The organism is Mycobacterium gordonae (assembly GCF_017086405.1).
Lineage (GTDB): Bacteria > Actinomycetota > Actinomycetes > Mycobacteriales > Mycobacteriaceae > Mycobacterium > Mycobacterium gordonae_D.
This window is the reverse complement of the sequence record NZ_CP070973.1, coordinates 2,803,512-2,818,828: the sequence shown is the minus strand read 5'-3', so window position 1 is coordinate 2,818,828 and position 15,317 is coordinate 2,803,512. Positions and strand designations below refer to the sequence as shown.

The following is a 15,317-nucleotide window of genomic DNA, read 5'->3' as shown; positions in this document are numbered from 1 at the left end:
GGTGGTCCATGTGACTCAACGTCACAACCGTGGGTCGACCGGCTCGGACTCCAACGCGAGGACCGCGAAGACCGCCTGGTGCACCGTCCAGAGCGGCTTGTGGTCGACGAAGGCGGTCAGAGCTTCGATGCCCAGACCATGCTCGCGGAGCGCAAGCTGACGCTTCTTGCCGAGGTGGCGCTCGCGGAGCACGTCCAGCGAGTCGGTGTAGTCAGGGCCGTAGATGATTCGCAGGTACTCCCGGCCACGCACCTTGATGGCGGGCTGAACACGCCCTTCGGTCGGGTAAGCGGGCTTGACGACCATGCCTTCGCCACCAGCGGCCGTCAGGTCGAGCCACCACTGCGTGGCCCGGTCCCGCTCGTCCTGAGAGGCGAGGTCGACGAAGTGGTGGCGGGTCGGCGTGATGAGATCGCCTTGGAGTTTGGCGAGTTCGGCGAGGTGCCACTCGTGGGACTCGGTAAGCGCGAGCGAGCGGCCCTCCGAGGCGAGGATCTGAAAGGGCGCAAGGGTCACGCCGTCGAGCCCTTCGGTGGGCCGGACGTACACCGCGTAGGCATCGCGGAATGCCACGGCGTTCTCGAGCCGGCGCCGCGACCTCTCAGCGAGATCACCGACGTCGAGACCGCGTGCCGCGGCCTGCTCGAGCACACCGAGCGCCTCGGGCAGAACACTCCGGGCGGCCGCGCCCACCGAGGCGTACTGCGCCTTGATGAGGTCGATGGCCTTGGCCGACCAGGGCAGGAACTCGCAGTCGAGGGCGAGCCAGTCGGTGTCCAAGGATTCGAACAGCGGCTCGGCCGCGAGCCGGAGCCGGTCGACGAGTTCGGTGGCGTCCGCGAGGAACGGACGCCCGGTACGCGTGTAGACGACACCTGTGGTGCCATCGCCGATACCGAAGCGTCGCTCGGCGGCGTCGGTGTCCTTGGTGACGACGGCGATGGCGCGCGAGCCCATGTGCTTCTCCTGGCACACCACGCGGGTGACGCCGCAGCCCGCGTACTCCTCGAATGCCTGCTCGGGGTACTCCAGGAAGCCCTCGACCTGCGAAGTCGCGACAGGCGACATGGTAGGCGGGAGATAGATCAGCCAGCGCGGGTCGACCGCGAACCGACTCATGATCTCCAGCGCGGCCGCGGCGTTCTCCTCGGGGACCTTGACCTTGCCGGCGTGGGTGGTCTCCAGCCAACGGGTGCCGGCGACGTCGCCGATCTTGAGAACCGACGCCTCGCGTCGGCTGGGGTGGGGACGCGGGGCGCGGACCGGCTCGTACCACTCCTGTTGCGCTGGGACAGCGGCGATCTCGCGCTCGGGGTAGCGCAGGGCGGTCAGTTCGCCACCGAAGACGACACCGGTGTCCAGGCAGATCGTGTTGTTGATCCACTCCGCCTTCGGGACCGGGGTGTGGCCGTAGACGACCATCGCCTGGCCGCGGTACTCCTGGGCCCAGGGGTAGCGAACCGGCAGGCCGTATTCGTCGGTCTCTCCTGTGGTGTCGCCGTAGAGCGCGAAGGACCGCACGCGGCCGGAGGAACGTCCGTGGTAGCTCTCCTTGAGTCCGGCGTGGGCGACGACGAGCTTGCCGTCGTCGAGGACGTAGTGGCTGATGAGCCCCTCCATGAAGGCGAGTGCCTGCTTGCCGAAGTCCTCGGGCTCGGCCTGCATCTGTGCAAGCGATTCCGCAAGTCCGTGGGAGACGGTCACCTTCGAGCCTCTGAGTGCGCGCACGAGCTTGGCCTCGTGGTTGCCAGAGACGCACAGCGCGTTTCCGGAGGCGACCATGCCCATGACCAGACGCAGCACTCCGGGGTTGTCCGGGCCGCGGTCGACGAGGTCACCGACGAAGACTGCCTGGCGTCCGTCGGGGTGCGTGGCGTCGATCGCGGTCGTACCGTCGTACCGGATCTGCCAGCCGAGCTGGGTGAGCAGGGTGCGTAACTCGGAGGCGCATCCGTGGATGTCGCCGACGATGTCGAACGGGCCGTGGATGTCTCTGCGGTCGTTCCACGCAGGTTCGCGGACGATGTCGACCGCGTCGATCTGGTCGGTACCGCGCAGGACATGGACGCGGCGGAAACCCTCCTTGCCGAGCCGCCGAAACGATCGCTTGAGGTCGCGGTGCTGGCGCGAGACTACCTGGCTGCCGAAGTCACGGTCCGGCCGCTGGTTGTTGCGTTCAATTGCGACCTCCTCCGAGACATCGAGGATGACCGCGTCGACCAGGACGTCGTGGCCCTTGGCCAGTTTGATCAGCGAGGCACGGTCCGACTGCTGGACGTTGGTGGCGTCGACCACGGTGAGCAGTCCCCGCCGAAGTCGGGTACCGACGATGTAGTGGAGGACGTCGAAGGCGTCAGGCGTGGCGGACTGGTCGTTTTCGTCGTCGGCCACGAGCCCGCGGCAGAAGTCGCTGGAGACGACTTCGGTGGGCTTGAAATGGGTGCGGGCGAAGGTGGACTTGCCGCTTCCGGAGACGCCGACGAGGACGATCAGGCCCATGGCGGGAACGGTGATCTGCTGCTGCTGCTGGGTTGCCGGATCAGTCATCGTTTCCCTCCTCACGGGTGAAGATCGCCATCTGAGTCGGGTTGCCGAGCGTGTCGTCGCGATCGCCGACTCCCCGTCGCACAACCCCGTAGCCGTAGGTCGCGGCAACCCGATCGGACCACTCGGCGAACTCTGCACGACTCCACTCGAACCGGTGGTCGGGGTGTCGCATGCCGACCAGTCCTTGGTAAAGCACGTTGTACTCGCAGTTGGGGGTCGTCACGATGACGGCGGTAGGCTTCGCAGCGCCGAACACGACCCGTTCGAGGGTCTCGAGGCGTGGTCGGTCGACGTGCTCGACGACTTCCATGAGTACGGCGGCGTCAAAGCCGGCGAACCGCTCGTCCTCGTAGGTGAGGGCGCTCTGGAACAGCTCGACGCGCGCGGCCTGCCGCTCACTCATCCGCTCGACGCGCAGGCGCCGTGCGGCGTGCTGGAGTGAACGGGTGGAGACGTCGCTGCCGGCGATCCGGGAGAACGCCGGGGTCTTGACCAGCCGGTCGAGGAACTGGCCAGGACCGCACCCGAGGTCGATGACCGAACGTGCCCCGAGATCGAGCAGAGCCTGGTAGACGGCGTCGTGTCGCTGGGTGTTGAGCGGCACTCGCTGCGCCTCGGGCTGCAGGACCTCCTCGTCTTCGGCCGGCTCGATGGCCTCTTCGAGCTCGTCGCCGAGCTCGGCGAGCCTGGCCAGCGCCGTGCGGGTGAGCCCGCCGTGGCGACCGAGATAGCGACGGGTGATGAGGTTGGCGTCCGGGTGGCCGGCGAGCCAGCCCTCCCCGGAGCGGAGGAGCTTGTCGACCTCGTCCGGTCCCTGCCAATAGTGCTTGGACTCATCGAGCACCGGGAGCAGGACGTGGACCTGGTTGAGGGCGTCGGCCAGCTTGACCGTGCCGGTCAGCTTGAGACGGAGATAACGGGAATCACCCCACTCGGCAAAGGCGTCGTCGAGTGGGATCGGCTCGGCTTCGACCGTCCAGCCGAGGGGCTCGAAGAACCGGTGGGCGATGTCAGGGCCGCCTCTGCACGGCAGCACCGGGATAACGATCTCAAGCGGGATCGCGGAGTCGGCGAGCTCTTGCCTGGAGTTGCAGCGTCCGCTGCGCGCGGTGCTGAATACGTCGGCCATCGCCACGCCCAGCAGCGACGATGCTGCGTAGGAGCGGTCATTCACGTACTGCGCCAGGCTGAAGTCCGGGGTGTTCCTAGCCCGGGACCGCGCCAACCGGACCGGATCGATGTTCAGCATCAGCGCGACGGTGCACCGCTCGGCGGTGGCTTCGGGGTAGAAGACGGTGACGGTGCCGAAGGACTGCTTGAACTCCTGCACACGGTCCGGATGCTTGTGCAGGAGGTAGCCGAGATCGGTCGCCGGCTGGTGGGTGGTCGTGACAGTCAGAAGCACTCGGCAAGTCTGCCGTAGCGGTTTGCCAGAGTCGACGGAGTTTCCGATGGCGGGCCCTCGCGCCAGTCATTCGATATTCGTTTCGACAGGCACCACCCGGGCACGAACCAGCCGGGTCACCCAGACCATCTAGCCGTGTCTCTGTCGGTGCGGGTTCAGTGGGAACGCAGGTGGTCGAGTGATAGCTGACTGGTAGGGGAAGGATTGCCGAGCAATCAGCGGACCTGGCGGGACCTGGGCTGGCGCAGCCCAATTCCACGTCCTGGAACGTCGGCTAACGGGCCAGCCCGCTCACTCCTCGTCGAGCGCGGCCAGCACCTCGTCGGACAGATCGACGTTGGTCCACACGTTCTGCACGTCGTCGCTGTCCTCCAGGGCGTCGACGAGCTTGAACACCTTGCGGGCGCCCTCGACGTCCACCGGGACACTCACCGAGGGCTGGAAGCTGGCCTCGGCCGACTCGTAATCGATGCCGGCCTCCTGCAGGGCGGTCCGCACTGCCACCAGGTCGGTGGGCTCCGAGACCACCTCGAAGCTTTCCCCGAGGTCGTTGACGTCTTCGGCGCCGGCATCCAGCACGGCAGTCAAGACGTCGTCCTCGGTGAGACCGTTCTTTTCCAGGGTCACCATGCCCTTGCGGGAGAACAGGTAGGCGACCGAGCCGGGGTCGGCCATGGTGCCGCCGTTGCGGGTCATCGCCACCCGCACTTCGCTGGCCGCGCGGTTGCGGTTGTCGGTGAGGCATTCGACGAGCACCGCGACGCCGTTGGGTCCGTAGCCCTCGTACATGATGGTCTGGTAGTCCGCGCCGCCGGCTTCCTCACCCGCGCCACGCTTGCGCGCCCGCTCGATGTTGTCGTTGGGCACCGAGGTCTTCTTGGCCTTCTGGATGGCGTCATACAGGGTCGGATTACCCGCTGGATCGCCACCACCGGTGCGGGCGGCCACTTCGATGTTCTTGATCAGCCGGGCGAATTCCTTGCCGCGGCGGGCGTCTTTGACGGCCTTCTGGTGCTTGGTGGTGGCCCACTTGGAATGGCCGCTCATCGGCTCCTCTTACCTCTTTCGCTGGAAAAGTTCGCCTAGCAAGTCTACGTGGGCGCTATAGCGCATCGAGCGTCACGGCAGCGCAACGTTCGAGCGCCGAGCGTCACGCTTGGCGCGTCGGTCGGTGAGCTAACGTCCGGTCACGATGTCGACGAACATCTTGTGCACCCGCCGGTCGCCGGTCACCTCCGGGTGGAACGCCGTCGCCAACACCGCGCCCTGCCGCACCGCGACGACCTGCCCCGCGGCCCGGGCCAGCACCTGCACACCCGCGCCGACCCGCTCGACCCAGGGCGCCCGGATGAACACCGCGCGCACCGTGCCGTCCAGACCCTCAAACGGGATGTCGCCCTCGAATGAATCGACTTGACGCCCGAAAGCGTTGCGCCGCACGGTCATATCGATCCCATCCAGCGGCAGGGCCTGGCGTCCCGCCGCGCCCGCGTCCAGGATTTCGCGGGCCAGCAGGATCATGCCGGCGCACGCGCCGTATGCGGGCAGTCCGTCGGCCAGGCGGGCCCGCAGCGGCTCCAGCAGGTCGAAGTCGCGCAGCAGGTGACTCATCGCGGTTGACTCGCCACCGGGGATGACCAGCCCGTCCACCGCGTCCAGTTCGGCGCGGCGGCGCACCGTGATCGCCTCGGCACCGGCTTCGCGCAGTGCGGCGAGGTGCTCGCGGGTGTCGCCCTGCAACGCCAGCACGCCGACCAGCCGCGCACTCACCGGGTGGCCGGCTGGTAGCCGCGCCTGAAGCGGGTCAGCCCTTCCTGCATCACCGCGGCCACCATCTCACCGCTCTGGTTGAAGATCTTGCCTTGGCACAGCGAACGACCGCCGCCGGCCGACGGCGAGGACTGGTCGTAGAGCAACCATTCGTCGGCCCGAAAGGACCGCATGAACCACATCGCGTGGTCCAGCGAGGACACCTGCAGATGCTCCCGCTCGGCCATGTGGGTGACCTGCGCCGAGCCCAGCAGCGTCAGGTCGCTCATGTATGCCAGCGCGCAGATGTGCAACACCGGGTCATCTGGCAGCGGATCGCGGTGGCGGAACCACACTTGTTGCTGGGACGCCTTGCCGGGCAACAGTTTCAACCGGTCGCGCGGCACGATGCAGACGTCCCACTCCTCGAACTGCTTGAATCCGGCGTCGTCGAACACCTTCACCGAGGACAGCCCGGGCAGTCCCACCGGCGGCGGCGCCGCCGGCATGGCGTCCTGGTGGTCGATGCCTTCCTGGTCGGTCTGGAACGACGCGCCCATGCTGAAGATGATCTCGCCGTGCTGGATGGCGTTGACGCGCCTGGTGGCGAACGATCCGCCGTCACGGGTGCGCTCCACGATGAACACCGTGGGCTCCTTGGCGTCCCCGGGCCGCAGGAAATAGCCGTGCAGCGAATGCACCCGATAGCGCGGGTCGACGGTACGCACCGCCGACACCAGCGACTGCCCGGCGACATGCCCGCCGAACGTGCGTTGCAGGAAGCCCGACTCGGGGCTGAACACGCTGCCGCGGTAGATGTTGACCTCGAGTTGCTCGAGATCGAGGATCTCTTCGATCGCCACGGAATGTTCTTACCAGCCGCTGGTCACCAGCCGCCGGTCACCAGCCTCGTTGCGCCAGGCGATGAGGCTCGGCGATCTCCTCCACGTTGATGCCGACCATCGCCTCACCCAGCCCGCGCGACACCTTGGCCAACACGTCCGGGTCGTCGAAGAAGGTGGTGGCCTTGACGATCGCCGCGGCTCGCTGCGCCGGGTCACCGGACTTGAAGATGCCCGACCCGACGAACACACCCTCGGCCCCGAGTTGCATCATCATCGCGGCATCGGCCGGGGTGGCGATACCGCCGGCGGTGAACAGCGTCACCGGCAGCTTGCCGGCCCGGGCGACCTCCACGACGAGGTCGTACGGTGCCTGCAATTCCTTTGCGGCTACGAATAATTCGTCTTCGGACAACGACGTGAGCCGCCGGATCTCGCCACCGATCGCGCGCATGTGGGTGGTCGCGTTGGAGACGTCGCCGGTGCCGGCCTCACCCTTGGAACGGATCATGGCCGCGCCCTCGGCAATCCGGCGCAGCGCCTCGCCGAGGTTGGTGGCCCCGCACACGAACGGCACGGTGAAACTCCACTTGTCGATGTGGTGGGTGTAGTCGGCCGGGGTGAGCACCTCGGACTCGTCGATGTAGTCCACTCCGAGGCTCTGCAGAATCTGCGCCTCGACGAAGTGACCGATGCGCGCCTTGGCCATCACCGGGATGGTGACCGCGTCGATGATGCCCTCGATCATGTCGGGGTCACTCATCCGCGACACCCCGCCCTGGGCGCGGATATCGGCGGGCACCCGTTCTAGCGCCATGACCGCGACGGCACCCGCACCTTCGGCGATGCGGGCCTGCTCAGGGGTGACGACGTCCATGATGACGCCGCCCTTGAGCATTTCGGCCATACCGCGCTTGACGCGCGCAGTTCCGGTTCGGGGTCCGGTTTCTTTCGCGGCCGGCCGGCCCCCGTTCTGCTCGGTGGCGCTACTGTCCACGACTCTCCTTGGCTGGATCGGATGCGAGCACCAGTCTAAGGGTGATCGACAAACCAGTTTTCCAGCCGTGGCGGCGCCGGGCGGTTACCATCGTAAACTCATCTGCCGAGAGAGCGAGCAGCGATGAGTTTTGCCGTGTTACCGCCGGAATTGAATTCGACTCGCATGTGCACAGGTGTCGGCCGTGCACCGATGCTGGCCGCTGCCGCCGCCTGGGATGGTCTGGCGCAGGAGCTGGAGGCTGCGGCGGGCTCCGTCGCATCGGCGACCTTCGGGCTGGCAGGCGAGGCCTGGCAGGGCGATGCCCTGCAGGCGATGACACGCGCAGCCGGGCCGTATGTGGGTTGGTTGAGCGTGGCGGCGAGCCAGGCTGAGCAAACGGCCGCCCAGGCACGACTGGCCGCTGACGCCTTCGATGCCGCCCGCGCGGCCATCGTGCATCCGGCGGTGATCGCGGCCAACCGGAGCCAGCTGGTCTCACTCGTAAGATCCAATCTCCTGGGCCTGAATACCCCGACCATCGCCGCCGTCGAAGCCGACTACGAACAGATATGGGCCCAAGACGTCGCTGCGATGGCCTGTTACCACGCCAACGCGTCAGCGGCCACGCAGCTGCCGCAGTGGCAGCAGCTGGCGCAGAATCTGCGCGAGCAGGTGGCCAGCGCGTACGCCGCCGCTGGGCTTCCAGTGATCAGCGTGAATATGGAAAACGGCACGTTCAACGTCGGCAGCGCAAACACCGGAATCAACAACATCGGCTTCGGGAACAACGGCAATGGAAACATCGGCGTCGCAAACACCGGCAATGAAAACATCGGCTTCCATAATCTTGGAAGCAGGAACTTCGGCTTGGGGAATCAAGGCAATGGGAACATCGGCATCGGCTTGACCGGAAACGGACAAATCGGTTTCGGGATTCCCGACGACGACTACCCGCACGCCCTGGTGGTCGGGGACGGCGGGCCGGGAGTAACAGCATTGGTGATAGGCGGAACCAAGAGCCCGCTACCTCTGCCGAGACCCGCGATACTGGAGTACGCGGCGCACTTCATCACTCCCTTCCATCTTGGGTATACCGCCGAGTACTTGAAGACGCCGTCTGAATTTTTCCCCCTCACCGGGCCGGGCAGCTTGACCTTCGACGCCTCGGTGGCGCAGGGCGTCGTGAATCTGCATGCCGAGATTACCGAGCAACTTGCGGCGGGAAACCACGTCATCGTGTTCGGTGGCTCCCAGGGTGCGGCGATAGCGCTGATGGAAATCCGCTATCTGCATTCCCTGTCCGAAAACCTACGACCGGGGCTAGACGAATTGTCCTTTGTGCTGACCGGTAATCCCTTCCGGCCCGACGGCGGTCTGTTTGCCCGCGGTCTCGCCATACCTCAATTGGGTATCTCTTTCTCCGGCGCGACGCCCTCCGTCTACCCACTCGTCGACTATGCGGTCCAATACGATGGCGTCGCCGACTTCCCCCGATACCCGCTGAATCTCATTTCGACCGCCAACGCCGTTGCGGGCATCGTTTTCCTGCACTCCGGATTGATGACGGTGCCGCACGATCTGGCGGCAGGTATCGTTCAGCCGGTGTCGTCGCCGGACGTACACGCCACCTACATCCTGCTTCCCACCGAAGATCTGCCGCTGCTGTACCCGTTGCGCGCCATTCCCCTCGTGGGAAACCCACTCGCCGATTTGGTCCAGCCCGATTTGCGAGTGCTCGTTGAGTTGGGATACGACCGCACCGCCTACCAGGACGTGTTGGCACCGTTCGGGTTGTTCCCACACGTCGATCCGGCGCTGCTCGCCGCTCAGTTGCATCAGGGTGCTGTGCAGGGTGTGCACGATGCGTTGGCTTCGTTGGGTGTGCCACCGAAACTGTGAGTGGTTGTAACCTGACGAGCCTCGCGATGAATTTCGCCGTTCTACCGCCGGAACTCACCTCCGCGCGCATCTTCGCCGGTGCGGGGCCGCGCAGCTGGCTGTCGGTGGCGGCATCCTGGGACGGGCTGGCCGTCGAACTGGATGCCGCGGCGCGTTCGTTCACCGCGGTCACCTCGGGCCTGGCCGACGGGTGGCGGGGCCCGGCGATGCTGGCGATGACGCGGGCCGCGGCGCCCTATGCCACGTGGTTGACGTCGGCGGCGACGCAGGCCGAACGGACGGCCGCACAGGCGCGAGTGGCGGCGGGCGCATTCGAGACCGCGCAGGCTGCGGTCGTGCACCCGGGGCTGGTTGCCGCCAACCGGTCGGGGCTGGTGTCGCTGGTGACGACCAACCTGTTCGGGCAGAACGCCCCCGCCATCGCGGCCGCCGAAGCCGCCTACGAACAGATGTGGGCCCAAGACGTCGCGGCCATGGCCGGATACCACGCGCAGGTGTCGGCAGTGGCGCAGCAACTGTCCGCCACGCATGCCGCCACCGGCCTGCCCGGGCTCAGCATCGACTGGGCCGACGGCACCTTCAACCTGGGCTCGGGCAACCAGGGCGCCAACAACATCGGATTCGGCAATGTCGGCAACGGCAACATCGGCGTCGGAAACCGTGGTGAGGGCAACATCGGCGTCAACAACAAGGGCAACTGCAACGTCGGGCTCATCAACATCGGCAACCACCTCGTCGGTTACGGACTTCCCGGCGACGGCAACGTCGGCGTGAACCTTATCGAGCTGACCCCGGCCGGGGGCGGCAGTTCGACCACGACGGCGCTGCTGATGGGTGGAACCGGACCCAACCCTCTGCCCTGGTCGGGCTTCGAGGTGCTGCCGAGCAGCTTCATCACTCCTACCCATCCGTCCTATGACGCACAGTTTCTGGTGACACCGCAGAAGATGTTTCCCATCACCGGACCCACCAGCCTGACCTTCGACGCCTCGATCGCCGAGGGGATGCATCGGCTCAACACCGCCACCATGAACCTGCATGCCGCGGGCAAAGACATAGTCGTATTCGGCGTGTCCCAGAGCGCCACGGTGGCGACGCTGGAAATGCGCTACCTGCAGTCCCTGCCGCCGGCGTTGCGGCCCGCGGCCGACGAACTGTCTTTTGTGCTGATCGCCAACCCCAACCGGCCTGACGGCGGCCTGCTGTCACGCTTCACGGGCCTGTCCATCCCGTTCCTGGGCTTCACTTTCAACGGCGCGACGCCCGCCAACGTCTATCCCACTGTGGATTACGCCATCCAGTACGACGGCGCCGCCGACTTCCCCCGTTACCCGCTCAACCTGCTGGCAACGGCCAACGCGCTGGCCGGCTTCGCCTATATCCACCCGTCATACTCGTTGTCAGCCGCCCAGTTCGCGTCCGGCATCGTCCAGCCGGTGTCCCCGGGCAGTCTGACCACCTACATCCTGATCCCCACCCACGACCTGCCGCTGCTCAACCCGGTGCGCGCCATCCCGCTGGTGGGGAATCCGCTGGCCGACCTGGTCCAGCCGGACCTGCGGGTGCTCGTCGAGCTGGGCTACGACCGGACCGCCTACCAGGACGTGCCGACGCCTTTCGGATTGTTCCCCCAGGTCGATCCGGCCGTCCTCGCCGCGCAGCTACAGCAGGGTGCGGTGCAGGGAATTCATGATGCGCTGGGCGGATTGGGATTCCCGGGGCGGCTACCGTAACCGTGTACTGGCGAAGGAGCGATGAATGACTTGGCTGAAAATGCTTGTCGTGGCTGCGCTTATCGGACTGACGGCGAGTATGCCGACACCCGCGTGGGCGACGCCCGCTCCGCTCGACGATCCTGGGTCCGGCGCCCCCGACGGCCCCGACGACCCACGGTGTATTTCGATGCCGTTCGAACCTCAGTGCCAGGGCGGACCCTATGCCCAACCCACCTCCCCAGGTGACCCCAGCTGCGTCACCGTGCCTACCAACCCAATTTGCGCGGGCGGTCCCTACGCGATTCCGTCAGCACCGCCACCGCCACCGGCACCGCCCCCGGCCGCGCCGGCGATTCCGCTAGCACCCACCATTCCGGCGCCGCCGATGGCCGGCGGCATGCCCGGGCATATCTGACTCAGCTGATCGACTGCGGGACAACGGCATCACGCGGGGCCGAGTCGATCAGCCGGTTGGCGGTCGGCAGCAGCTCCCCCAGCTGCCGCGGGTAGACCACCTCACCGGCGGCGACCAGTTCGGCGATGTCGGCCGGGCCGCACCACCGGGCACCGTGAATGTAGCTGCGTTCCAGGGCCGTCCGCCCGTCCAGCGTCGGCTCGAACCGCCGGGTGCGGTACACGAGGTAGAACTCCTCGCTGTCGATCATCGAACCGTTGAACTCGAAGACCTCGTCACGTCGCCACACCGGTCCCACCAGGTCCGTCGACGCGACCTGCAAACCGGTCTCCTCGGCCAATTCCCGGGCGGCGGCTTCGGCCAACCGCTCCCCCGGCCTGACTTCGCCTCCGACGGTGAACCACCAGCACGGCGCATGGGCGATAGCCGGATCGGAGCCGCACAGCAGCAGCACCGAACCGCCCTCGTCGAGCAGGACCACCCGCGCCGAAGTGCGGTGGTTGAGCCGGTCGCCCGTGTGCCGCTGCGCGTGCGGCCGCTCGGCGATCTCGAAATACGTTGGCAGCGGCGCCCTTCCGCCGAGATGAAACAGCCGAACCATGCGCCGCTCGGCCAGCACCAAGGTGTCGCGCACCGCATCGTTGTGGAATCGGCGGGCCAACAGCACCCGCGCCTCGGCATCGGCCAGCTCGGCCACCAGGGCCGCCGGCACCGACGCGGGATCGACCAGCGCCAACGCGGCCGACAGCTCGTTTTCCGCGGTCTCGCGCATGGTGCGGGGCGCGCGCTCGGCGGCATCGGCCAGGGCCGCCAGCCGCTCGCCCTCCGGCGAGCCGCCGTAGGCATCGATGGCGACCGCACGCGCCACGACCGCGCGCCGCGCCAGCGCGCTGTCCAGCGCCTGCCAGGACAGGTCGTAGCGGACGTTGAGCCGGTCCAGGCGATTGGCCCGCTGATAGCCCCAGGCGCCGAGAATGACCAACAGCACGAACAGCAGAACGGCCAGGGCGACGAGCCACACCATCAGCTGGCCACCTGGACCTTGACGCCGGAGCCGGCCACCGTCTCGTAGACCCGCATGATCTGGCTGGCCACCACAGACCAGTCGTAGCGGTGGACGGCCTCGCTTCCGGCGGCGACGTATCGGGCGCGCAGCGCGTCGTCGTCCAGCACCGCGATCAACGCCTCAGCCAGCGCTTCTCCGTCTTCGAGGCCGTCTTCGATCGGAACCAGTCGGCCGAGTTCGCCGTCCTGCAGCACCCGCCGGAACGCGTCCAGATCGCTGGCCACCACGGCGGTACCGGCGGCCATCGCCTCGACCAGGACGATGCCGAAACTCTCGCCGCCGGTGTTGGGCGCGCAATACACGTCAGCGCTGCGCATCGCCGACGCCTTACCGGCGTCGTCGACCTGCCCTAGAAACCTGAGATGATCGGCGAATTGGCTTGCTTGACTGCGCAATTCGTCTTCGTCACCGCGACCGACGATCAGCAGCTGCACGTCGGGGAACCGCTGCACCACGGCGGGCATGGCCGACAGCAGCGTTGCCATGCCCTTGCGCGACTCGTCGAAGCGCCCCAGGAACAGCACGGTCTTGCCTGGCCGCGGGTATCCGTCCAACAGCGGCGCCGAAGCGAACGAATCGACGTCGACACCGTTGGGGATCTCCACCGCATCCGATCCCACCGACTCCATCTGCCAGCGCCGGGCCAGGTCGGACACCGCAATCCGGCCGACGATCTTCTCGAACCTGGGCCGCAGCATGCCGCCCAATACCGACATCGCCACCGACTTGGTGGTCGACGTGTGAAAAGTCGCCACAATCGGACCTTCGGCGATGTCGAGGGCGAGCAGCGACAGGCTCGGGGCGCCCGGTTCGTGCAGGTGCAGCACGTCGAAATCGCCTTCGGCGAGCCATCTCTTCACCTTGCGGTAGGTGACCGGGCCGAACCGCAGCCGAGCCACCGATCCGTTGTAGGGAATGGGAACGGCTTTGCCGGCGGAGACGACGTAGTCGGGCAGGGCGGCCTGCGAGGACATCGGCGCCAGGACGCTGACCTCGTGTCCGCGCTCGGTCATCACCTCGGCCAGCTGCAACACGTGCGACTGCACCCCGCCGGGCACGTCGAACGAGTAGGGGCAGACCATTCCGATCCGCATCAGCCGTCCTTCAACCAGGCCTGCCGGTCGTCCGACAGATCCGCCAGCCACTGCGGTTGCAGCATGTGCCAGTCTGCGGGATGGGCAGCGATATTGCGCGCGAACTCGTCGGCCAGCGCCTGGGTGATGGCGCCGACGTCGCCGTTGCTGCAATCCAACGGGGTCTGCATCTTGCATTCCCAGCCGTCGCCGCTGAACCAGCAGTGCGACGGCAGCAACGCCGCGCCCGTCGCGATCGCCAGCTTGGCCGGCCCGGCGGGCATCCGGGTGGGTTCGCCGAAGAAGTCGACCTCGACACCGGTGCGGGTGAGGTCGCGCTCGGCCATCAGGGCCACGATCTGATTGTCGCGCAGCCGGTCACACAGGACCTCGAACGGCGGTCGCCGGCCGCCGGAGTGCGGGATCACTTCGAAGCCGAGCGTCTCGCGGTAGTCGATGAAGCGCCGGTAGAGCGACTCCGGCTTGAGTCGCTCGGCGACGGTGGCGAAAGTGCCGTAGGTCTGTGCCAGCCAGACACCGTTCATGTCCCAGTTGCCACTGTGCGGCAATGCCAGCACCACGCCGCGGCCGGCCGCCAGTCCGGCGTTGAGATTGTCCTGGCCGTGGGTTCCGCTGTCGAGCCGGCGCGTCAGCGCGCGCAGATCCATCGTCGGCAACCGGAACGCTTCCCGCCAGTACCGGGCATAGGACGCCAACGAGGCGCGCATCAGTGCGTCGGGCACCGCGGCGGGCCGGACCCCGAGGACGCGCGCCAGATTCTTGCGCAACTGCTCGGGACCACCGTTGCGGGCGGCGTAACGGGCGCCGGCGTCGAATGCATTGCGCGCGGCGAACTCCGGCAGCACCCGCACGGCCCGCCAGCCGGTGGCATAGGCCCAGTCGGTGGCCCTACCGGTCAACAGATCGCGGGGCCGGCCGGGCAGTTTCAGGCCTACTGATGGCGGTATCACTGCTCGTTCTTTCCTGGGATGGGGATGCGGTCGACGGCCCCCGGCGAGGTTCGCACCGCATACATGCGTTGCCCGCAGGTGATCACGCTGAGCACGGCCAACAGCCACATGCCGATCGGCAGCGCAGGTGGCCAGGCCACAAACGGGAAGTCGGACACCCCGGCCCCGACCAGCACGATGATCAGCCGCTCCGGGCGCTCGATGAAACCGCCGTCGCCGCGCAGTCCGCTGGCTTCGGCCCGCGCCTTGATGTAGGAGATCACCTGCGAGGTGACCAGGCAGATCAGCGTCGCCGCGGTCAACCATTTGTCATGCATGCGAAAGGCGATCCACCAGGCCAGTCCGCAGAACACCGCACCATCGCTGACGCGGTCGCAGGTGGCATCGAGCACCGCGCCGAAGCGGGTGCCGCCGCCGCGCGCGCGGGCCATCGCCCCGTCGGCCATGTCGAAGAGCGTGAAGAACCACACCACACAGCCACCGAAGAACAGCTTGCCCAGCGGAAACAGCGTCAACGCCCCCGCCATCGAGCCGACTGTGCCGATGACGGTGACGATGTCGGGCGTCAGACCGATCTTCAAGGCGGCCCGGGCCACCGGGTCGGTGAGGCGGGCGAAGAACGCCCGGGACAGAAACGGCAGCTTGCTCACGAGCGC

The 15,317-nt window shown here is 67.2% G+C and carries 12 protein-coding genes; 2 read left to right on the top strand and 10 right to left on the bottom strand.

The window, feature by feature from the left end; translation table 11 throughout:
- Positions 1 to 21 precede the first annotated feature (21 nt).
- The 6 genes from JX552_RS12130 to pdxS form a co-directional block, all read right to left on the bottom strand.
- A complete protein-coding gene (locus JX552_RS12130) occupies positions 22 to 2,547 on the bottom strand; it encodes a polynucleotide kinase-phosphatase (RefSeq protein ID WP_205877639.1) in 2,526 nt (841 codons plus the stop codon).
- On the bottom strand, positions 2,540 to 3,952 hold the full coding sequence (locus tag JX552_RS12125; RefSeq protein WP_205877638.1) for a 3' terminal RNA ribose 2'-O-methyltransferase Hen1: 1,413 nt from the start codon (positions 3,950 to 3,952) through the stop codon (positions 2,540 to 2,542). Before JX552_RS12125 ends, JX552_RS12130 begins: the two co-directional genes overlap by 8 nt.
- A 291-nt stretch (positions 3,953 to 4,243) precedes the next feature.
- Positions 4,244 to 4,999 (bottom strand): YebC/PmpR family DNA-binding transcriptional regulator, encoded by a 756-nt coding sequence (locus JX552_RS12120; RefSeq protein ID WP_205877637.1) that lies wholly within the window; start codon positions 4,997 to 4,999, stop codon positions 4,244 to 4,246.
- 129 nt (positions 5,000 to 5,128) lie between these two features.
- On the bottom strand, positions 5,129 to 5,722 hold the full coding sequence (gene pdxT, locus JX552_RS12115) for a pyridoxal 5'-phosphate synthase glutaminase subunit PdxT (RefSeq protein WP_205877636.1): 594 nt from the start codon (positions 5,720 to 5,722) through the stop codon (positions 5,129 to 5,131).
- Positions 5,719 to 6,564 (bottom strand): acyl-CoA thioesterase II, encoded by an 846-nt coding sequence (tesB, locus tag JX552_RS12110; RefSeq protein WP_205877635.1) that lies wholly within the window; start codon positions 6,562 to 6,564, stop codon positions 5,719 to 5,721. Before tesB ends, pdxT begins: the two co-directional genes overlap by 4 nt.
- Positions 6,565 to 6,601: 37 nt before the next feature.
- Complete coding sequence (gene pdxS / locus JX552_RS12105) at positions 6,602 to 7,540, bottom strand: pyridoxal 5'-phosphate synthase lyase subunit PdxS (protein WP_205877634.1); 939 nt, start codon at positions 7,538 to 7,540, stop codon at positions 6,602 to 6,604.
- Positions 7,541 to 7,663: 123 nt separating this feature from the next.
- Here pdxS and JX552_RS12100 point away from each other — a divergent pair, with 123 nt between their 5' ends.
- Complete coding sequence (locus JX552_RS12100; RefSeq protein ID WP_205877633.1) at positions 7,664 to 9,421, top strand: PE-PPE domain-containing protein; 1,758 nt, start codon at positions 7,664 to 7,666, stop codon at positions 9,419 to 9,421.
- Positions 9,422 to 9,447: 26 nt separating this feature from the next.
- A complete protein-coding gene (locus JX552_RS12095; RefSeq protein WP_205877632.1) occupies positions 9,448 to 11,154 on the top strand; it encodes a PE-PPE domain-containing protein in 1,707 nt (568 codons plus the stop codon).
- Between the two features lie 398 nt (positions 11,155 to 11,552).
- On the opposite strand, the gene JX552_RS12090 is transcribed toward JX552_RS12095, so the two are convergent.
- Genes JX552_RS12090 through pgsA form a run of 4 tightly spaced genes read right to left on the bottom strand, consistent with a single transcriptional unit; the run spans position 11,553 to position 15,311 of the window.
- On the bottom strand, positions 11,553 to 12,575 hold the full coding sequence (locus tag JX552_RS12090; protein ID WP_205877631.1) for an NUDIX hydrolase: 1,023 nt from the start codon (positions 12,573 to 12,575) through the stop codon (positions 11,553 to 11,555).
- The gene (locus tag JX552_RS12085) at positions 12,575 to 13,711 is read right to left on the bottom strand and encodes a glycosyltransferase family 4 protein (RefSeq protein WP_205877630.1); all 1,137 of its coding nucleotides are present in this window, start codon (positions 13,709 to 13,711) and stop codon (positions 12,575 to 12,577) included. The genes JX552_RS12090 and JX552_RS12085 overlap by 1 nt, the downstream gene beginning before the upstream one ends.
- The gene (locus tag JX552_RS12080) at positions 13,711 to 14,661 is read right to left on the bottom strand and encodes a phosphatidylinositol mannoside acyltransferase (protein WP_205877629.1); all 951 of its coding nucleotides are present in this window, start codon (positions 14,659 to 14,661) and stop codon (positions 13,711 to 13,713) included. The genes JX552_RS12085 and JX552_RS12080 overlap by 1 nt, the downstream gene beginning before the upstream one ends.
- Complete coding sequence (gene pgsA / locus JX552_RS12075) at positions 14,658 to 15,311, bottom strand: phosphatidylinositol phosphate synthase (protein ID WP_205877628.1); 654 nt, start codon at positions 15,309 to 15,311, stop codon at positions 14,658 to 14,660. The genes JX552_RS12080 and pgsA overlap by 4 nt, the downstream gene beginning before the upstream one ends.
- Between the last annotated feature and the right edge of the window lie 6 nt (positions 15,312 to 15,317).

Excerpts from the sequence above, each read along its gene's own strand:
- JX552_RS12130 (WP_205877639.1), bottom strand. The coding sequence starts at position 2,547 with ATGACTGATCCGGCAACCCAGCAGCAGCAGCAGATCACCGTTCCCGCC.
- JX552_RS12120 (WP_205877637.1), bottom strand. The coding sequence starts at position 4,999 with ATGAGCGGCCATTCCAAGTGGGCCACCACCAAGCACCAGAAGGCCGTC.
- JX552_RS12100 (WP_205877633.1), top strand. The coding sequence starts at position 7,664 with ATGAGTTTTGCCGTGTTACCGCCGGAATTGAATTCGACTCGCATGTGC.
- JX552_RS12095 (WP_205877632.1), top strand. The coding sequence starts at position 9,448 with ATGAATTTCGCCGTTCTACCGCCGGAACTCACCTCCGCGCGCATCTTC.
- JX552_RS12090 (WP_205877631.1), bottom strand. The coding sequence starts at position 12,575 with ATGGTGTGGCTCGTCGCCCTGGCCGTTCTGCTGTTCGTGCTGTTGGTC.
- JX552_RS12085 (WP_205877630.1), bottom strand. The coding sequence starts at position 13,711 with ATGCGGATCGGAATGGTCTGCCCCTACTCGTTCGACGTGCCCGGCGGG.